At 51.5% G+C, this 7,119-nt stretch carries 5 protein-coding genes and 1 pseudogene; all 6 read left to right on the top strand.

The features are described from left to right. The coding region (locus FS665_RS22970) for a DUF2345 domain-containing protein (protein WP_256675137.1) at positions 1-759 on the top strand (759 nt) is incomplete at its 5' end. Between the two features lie 54 nt (positions 760-813). Beyond that, positions 814-2,511, top strand: a complete 1,698-nt coding sequence (locus tag FS665_RS22965; protein ID WP_145193614.1) for a triacylglycerol lipase — start codon at positions 814-816, stop codon at positions 2,509-2,511. Between the two features lie 115 nt (positions 2,512-2,626). Continuing rightward, complete coding sequence (locus tag FS665_RS22960) at positions 2,627-3,514, top strand: T6SS immunity protein Tli4 family protein (RefSeq protein WP_145193612.1); 888 nt, start codon at positions 2,627-2,629, stop codon at positions 3,512-3,514. Positions 3,515-3,700: 186 nt separating this feature from the next. Further along, positions 3,701-5,320: pseudogene (locus FS665_RS22955) on the top strand (DUF2345 domain-containing protein); the annotation flags it as partial. Then, on the top strand, positions 5,317-6,306 hold the full coding sequence (locus tag FS665_RS22950) for a DUF2515 family protein (RefSeq protein ID WP_145193610.1): 990 nt from the start codon (positions 5,317-5,319) through the stop codon (positions 6,304-6,306). The pseudogene FS665_RS22955 and the gene FS665_RS22950, both read left to right, overlap by 4 nt. 52 nt (positions 6,307-6,358) lie before the next feature. Continuing rightward, positions 6,359-7,119: hypothetical protein (locus tag FS665_RS22945; protein WP_145193608.1), on the top strand; the 761-nt coding region annotated here is incomplete at its 3' end.

The raw sequence follows: 7,119 nt of genomic DNA, 5'->3' as shown, positions 1-7,119 counted from the left end.
TACGGCAGCGACAACAGCAGCCCGAGCCAGGGCCCGAGCGAGCAGCAACGCAACGGCGGCGACACCGCCTGGGCCATCCGCAGCGGCGGCCGCGGCGAAACGCCGGGTTACCAGAAGCCACTGCTGATCGCCTCCTCTCCAGCCGATATCGCCACCGCCACCCCGCAGAACACCCACCTGCACAGCGGCAAGCACCTGACTGTGAGTACGGGTGAAGATGTCAGCATCGCCAGCGGTAAGTCATTGCTGGCCAGCGTGGTGCAAAGCATCAGCCTGTTTGCGCAGAACGCCGGGGCCAAGTTGTTTGCCGCCAAGGGCAAAGTCGAATTGCAGGCGCAGAACGATGAGATGCTGCTCACATCGCTGCAGAACATGAAGCTCAGCTCCACAGCTGCCGGTATCGAGATCGCTGCCAAGGACGGGATCCTGTTGACCAGCGGTGGCGGTTACATCCGCATCAAGGGCGGCAACATCGAAATCCATGCGCCGGGCACGATTGATGTCAAAGGGGCGAAGAAAGTCTTCAGTGGCGGGACGAGCCTGTCGCACAGCTTCAACGAAATGCCCAAGACCGACTTTGCCGATCCGTATGTGATCAAGAAGCTGAGCACCGGAGAGCCTGCCCCGGGGGTGAAAGTTGAGGTGACCAGGGCTGATGGCAGCGTGATGCAGTATGTGTCGGATGCGGCAGGGAAGATTCCGGTGCAGAAGAGTCAGATTGCTGAGCTCATGAAAATTAAAGTGTTGGGGGATGCATGATGGGTTGTTTCGCTAAGCCTCATGTATCCACATTTTTAAATAAGGGCCATTGCCATGGGAACTAAAACCACGACACCTAAAGACGCTGCGTTGCACCTGCCTCAAGAATACGATGAGGATAGCATGCTGACGGCCACCACCACACTGTCTTCGTCCACCGACCCCAGAGAAAAGTGTGTAGCCTACAAGCGTCACAAAATTGTACCGATCATTTTCATTCCTGGGATCATGGGTACCAACCTCATGAACATGAAAACCAAGAAACGCGTCTGGGTTGCCCCAAATATGGACGGCTTATTCCCGGTAGTCAAAACGCTGGGCCTGCTATTCGGCAGCTGGTTTAAGTCATCCAAACAACGGCAGGCGGAGCTTGACTCCACGCCGGGTGCTTTAGGTGTCTACGAAGAAGGTGAGTTGGATGATGCCGGCAGCGGGCTTTCAACAGATGAAATGCGCACCCGCAAGTGGGGGGCAATCATGCGCTCTGCTTATCATCCGATCATGGGTGAAATGCAACGGCAGATGAATAACATCTTGCTCAACAACGATCTTCAGGGAGAATGGAAAGAGCGTGTTAGCCAAGCACCAGGCGACTGGGGAGACTGGGAAAACAACCCCAGTCTTGCAGCAATGGGCGATGCGAGTGGTTTGAAAAACGCAGCAGATACACAATATGAGGTGTGGGCGGCTGGTTATAATTGGCTTCAATCGAACCGAGACTCAGCAAAAGACATTATTAACTTCATCAACAATACAGTACTTCCACATTACAGTGGCAAAGCCGGAAACGTAATCATCGTCACCCATTCAATGGGTGGGTTAGTAGCCCGAGCAATGGTGGCATGCCATGGATTCTGCAAATTATATGGGATTATTCACGGCGCCATGCCTGCTACAGGAGCGCCTGCAAGTTACAAGCGGGTTCGAGCAGGTTTTGAGGCACTTGCAGAAAAGAAAATTCTGGGGCGAGATGCCGCAGACGGAGTAGCAGTGATGGCATTCGCAAATGGCCCGCTAGAATTGCTACCTTCTCATGACTATAACGACGGCGAACCCTGGCTATTTGCGAAAGATAAATCCAGCCTAGAAAGAGTGCTCCGCCTTCCCGAGCAATGCCCTTATGAGGAAATCTATAAATCGGAGAAATGGTGGGGATTGATTCCTGAGCAAAACAATAAATTATTCGATCCTGCTGGAGTGGTTTCAGCCAGGGAGCAAAAACCTATAAAGTTAAAGAAAGCTGAGTCAACACCACCCTCCATGCGACGAGCGTTTTGCGACGTGATAGATGAAGTAAAAGTGTTCCACGCCACTATTGAAAAGGCATACCATACGAACACTTTCGTGCACTATGCTGCCGAATCTAAATCTCCAAAGCTATATACTTGGGGAACCATTGAATGGTCAGCCAATAGTCTACAAGGGCTTGATATCAAGACTGCAAATCTAAGCAGCGACAATTTGGACGCTGAAATCACGTTAAACGGTTTGTATACGCTTAGTATTGGTCCTGGTTACTACCCTGGCGACGGTACGGTTCCAGCATTTTCATCTAGCGCACCTCGAGGTAAACGAGGTGTGCAGGGTGCATTCGCTCATGGACAAAATGGCGGACTAATCAACCATTACTGCAAAGTAGGGGCGTTCAACAACACGGCTGGCTACGGCCACCAAGATGCTTATACTGACAAGGCTGGCCGAACGCAATTTGCCACCTTGTACAGCTTGGTTAGAATCTCAAATAGCATTTGACTTTTCGATAACAAAGGGATCCAGAATGATAGCCACCCAATTTTTACTTGCTGTAATATTAACATGCGCATCATACTCCCTTCTCGCAGCCACCAATATACCAAGAGAGGCCGCCATGCTTGGCAACAACTGGACTACACACTACTTCGGCCGCTTTCAACTATCGCTGCCGCAAGGGTCGGAAATTGCTGCTGACTACAAAATTTTTGATGAAAAAATTGAGTTGGTAAGCAAGAATGGAAAAACTCAACTGCCCATCCTCACTCAACAGCTTATTGATGATCTAGATAAAGGAGTGGCTCGCGGGACAAGCAGCAAATACGAAAAAACAATTCAGCTCGACAACGGAAGCGTTCTTTTGCTTTCGCGCCTCAGCACTCTTTACACCTTTAATGCTTACTTGCTCACCAGTAAAAATACGCTGTACCACATGATGATAAAACGTGTTACACCTAACGGAGTGCCTGAAGCAGTTGAAAACATTCGAAAGCTAAGCAATGCCATTTATTTCAGACACCCTAATGCGGAACCACCGCATGGTGCGTTCGCATTGGAAGCGGGTTACTCTATGCTTCCAGATGATCAGTTTTTCGAATCCATATACATGGGCGCACAAATCAAGGGGCACTCAGGTAACTATGTAAGTCTTCTTACAAAGAGCATCGTTGAGAAAGAGCCCAGCCTGCTCGAACGATTTGAGAAAAAGGAATATGATCCAGCAGTAGGAGAGCTGTCAAATAATGGCCGATTACAAACCCTTCGAAAGAACAAACGCACTGCCGGTGGCATCGATGGAGAAGAGGTGGCAGTTAGCGCTGTCATAGATGGCAAAAACTTTTATGCCTTCCAGTTTGAATACGATGGCACATCGGAGTCCAATACGCGCCCTTACATTGCAATTGAATTAGGCACTCACGAAAGTGGAAGCAACTTTGAGTCGAATGAGGAAGCGTTGGCATTCTGGGATGAGTTATTACAGAGCTTCAAACCTCTTCCGGAGTGATATGACCGCGATTGGCGAAGCTACTATACATTCCGCTCTGCAACCGTTTGCTTGACCACGCCCGTGTGTGTGAAGTGGCAGCAGCCACCGCTGTCACGGAGCCTCGGTCTATTCAGCCGCGCCTTGCGCTATAGCTTGGTCGAGAGCCCGTGCCCGTCACTGGACGATTCCCTGCTCGGCTCGGGCCTGAGCGAAGCTTCTTATGGTTTCTTCACCAGCCATATCGAAGGCCAGCTGCACAGCGCGCCATACCGCAGCCCGTTCGAGCACACCAAGCCCACCAGCCCTGGCCCGCAGACCACCGTAGTGGTCTCGCCCAACGGCCATGAACTGTTCACCGACAGCCTCAACCGCGTCTGCGTACGCTTCCACTGGGACCGCCTCAGCCAGGAAGGTGAACTGAGTTCGTGCTGGCTGCGCATGCTGCAACCGAGCAGCGGCCCGGACTGGGGCAGCGTGCACGTGCCACGTGCCGGTGAAGAGGTGGTGGTCACCTTCCTCGACAACGACATCGACCGCCCGCTGATCATGGGCCAGGTGTACGGCGGCCACAAACCGGCCTGGCACTCCAGCGGTTTGATGAGCGGCTACAAAAGCAAGGAAATCGGCGGCGGTGGCTTCAACCAGTGGGTGATGGACGACTCCACCGGCCAGGTGCGCACCCAGCTGCACAGCAGCCACGGCCACACCCAGCTCAACCTCGGCTACCTGATAGACCAGCGCGGCAACCACCGCGGCGCCCTGCGCGGCACCGGCTTCGAGCTGCGCACCGACGCCTATGGCGCCCTGCGCGCCCAGCAGGGCCTGTACCTGAGCACCTGGAAACGCAGCAACGCCCAGGGCGCGCAGCTTGATATCAGCGAAGCCCAGCAGCAGTTGCAGAACAGCGAGCAACGGCTCAAGACCCTCTCCGACACGGCCAAGCAACACAACGCCGACGCTCTCCAAGCCGGCCTCGACAGCCTGACCCAGCTCAACGCCGACGTCACCTACGGCAGCGACAACAGCAGCCCGAGCCAGGGCCCGAGCGAGCAGCAACGCAACGGCGGCGACACCGCCTGGGCCATGCGTAGCGGCGGTCGCGGCGAGACGCCGGGGTACCAGAAGCCACTGCTGATCGCCTCCTCCCCAGCCGATATCGCCACCGCCACCCCGCAGAACACCTACTTGCACAGTGGCAAGCACCTGACTGTGAGTACGGGTGAAGATGTCAGTATCGCCAGCGGCAAGTCATTGCTGGCCAGCGTGGTGCAGAGCATCAGCCTGTTTGCGCAGAATGCCGGGGCCAAGCTGTTTGCCGCCAAGGGCAAGGTCGAACTGGAAGCACAAAGTGATGCCATGGAACTGACTGCACTGCAGAGCATGAAGCTCACATCGCTGGAACAGTTGATCGAGATGTCGGCGCAGAAGGAGATCCTGCTTACCAGCGGCGGTGCTTATATCCGCATCAAGGGCAGCAACATCGAGGTGCATGCGCCGGGGACCATCGACATCAAGGGGGCGAAGAAAACGCTGGATGGGCCGGCCAGCATGGAGCACGACTTCAAGAAGCTTCCTAAAGGCCCTGAATCCGGTATGTACGACGAACAGAACAGGTTCATGACCAGTTTCGGTGTACCGCTGGAGAACGTGGCTGTAGAGGTCGACATTCCCGGCACGGGGAAGCGAGTGTACTTTACCTGTGAGGATGGCACTATTCCGCGTTTTTTCAGTAACGAAGCGAAGAGTGCACAGGTGACATTGAAACCGGATGAGCTGGTGGTGCCAGCAAATTCCGAAAAATATGTACCGAGCAAAAAATCATGAAAGAAAGCTTCACTTTCAATGAGTCAGCGTGCTCGATAAACGATGTCAACCCTGGATGCAAAGAGCTCTGGACGATTGGTCAGCAAGAGGCCATACGTCGACTTTCCGTGAAAACGAGAAATGAGTTTAAACAAACAGCATGCTATGAATTGGTAGAAAACTTCAGTGCTCGGGCGGAGCGAATTGCAGCCAATTACGCAAAGATCTATCTAGAACTTGAGCACAATGGAAAGCCCGAACTCAAAGGTCGTTTTTATTGGACTGGCCTAGCGGCGTTCGCCAGCAAGCAGGTAATGTGTGCATTGGATTACGCCACTGACAGCAAATGGCGATATACGGTTGCACCGATATATTTTTTCAATGAAACTAAAACCCATCTAGGAAAAGGCAACTTCTGGCTATTTCAAGATATTTTCGTATGGCACTGGTTCTACATTAACCACCCCGAACAATTTTCACAATGCATCGGCGATCGTCACTGGAATAAGTATACAGAATCCTTCCTCCTTCAATTCAAAACTTTACCGTGGCTTGACGACGCGCTTCCCAAGATTGATTACTTACAGAAAAACCCTCACTTAGAGCTCGGTTTCAAGTGGATTTCAGTTATCGAAGAAATGAGGGAGGGAAAAGCAAGGGAAGATAAGCAACTCGAATCTCTCATGGCGATTGCAAAACACGAACAGCTCAAGGTTCTGCAACCGCTGATCTATGATAGCTGGGTCTTTCAGAAGTTGTTAGATATGCAAGCCCTTGTGGAGGGCAACCTAGGTGTGCCAAGGCGACTCGCGGCTATGAGCATAGCTTGCGAAACTAACGATCCTGATTACGACACGATCATGACCAAAGGAAAATTGTATAACGACAACGACCGAATGAACTTTATCAAGGAAATCGCAAACAATTACCATCGACTAATGAGGTCCAAAAGGGCTTATATGGAGGAAAATATCTCACACATATCAAGCTGGAGCGACAATGTTTAAGTATTTTAGCCAGTTTTTTTTCATCGTTCTCGTAGGGTGCGGAGGCGCCGATATGAACACCAACAAACCAAACTTAGAATTTGAAATCGGCTCACCAATAATGCATTCTATCTCCGCATCCACGGGAATCTATAAAAAAGATTGCTTTCTTGATATTTGCGTATATAAATTCAGCCTTGCATTTAGCGAGCCACTCCGCGCAAATCTTTCTATAAAAGCAAAATCAGGCGAACTTAAGTTTGATGACATTGTAAGCGCTTCATTAGGCACATACGGAAGCGACATTATCGGTGATGCCAACGTTACTTTAGGCGGGGTAGATCCCGGGTCCAAACACTCTGAAGCATTACACTATTTTTACCAGCAGATTGACAAATTGCATGCGGAAGGCTGGAAGCGCTATATCTTCCAAAATGAAGCGAGACTTACAGGTAGTCAGTTAAAAAATTTTAAGGAACATAACACGATACTCAACCAACCGGTAGTTACAGGACCTTGGGTAGACCCCGGCTTGAGACTCAAGGTTGCAGAGTGGCTGGAACTGCCTATGTTCAGTAGCTGGTATTTCTACAAAGATGGCGTCTATCTACTGTTCCGGGTACAGCGGGAGGATAGCGAGAAAGCGCCCCATGAAAATGGGTCTTACTTGTTCACTCTTACATTCGAGTCCGAAGCGGAGTTCTACAAAAGCTTCGTCAAAAATGAATACCGCGATGACTGGATAAAACTTCTCCCCGCCGAACTCAAACGCATGGCCCAGGAACGCGCCCAAACCGAAGCACGCCTGAAAAAAATGGGCATCGCCATCGATGA

It is taken from the genome of Pseudomonas sp. URMO17WK12:I11, assembly GCF_007677725.1.
GTDB lineage: Bacteria > Pseudomonadota > Gammaproteobacteria > Pseudomonadales > Pseudomonadaceae > Aquipseudomonas.
The sequence above is the reverse complement of the archived record's forward strand: the minus strand, read 5'-3'. Positions and strand labels throughout refer to the sequence as shown.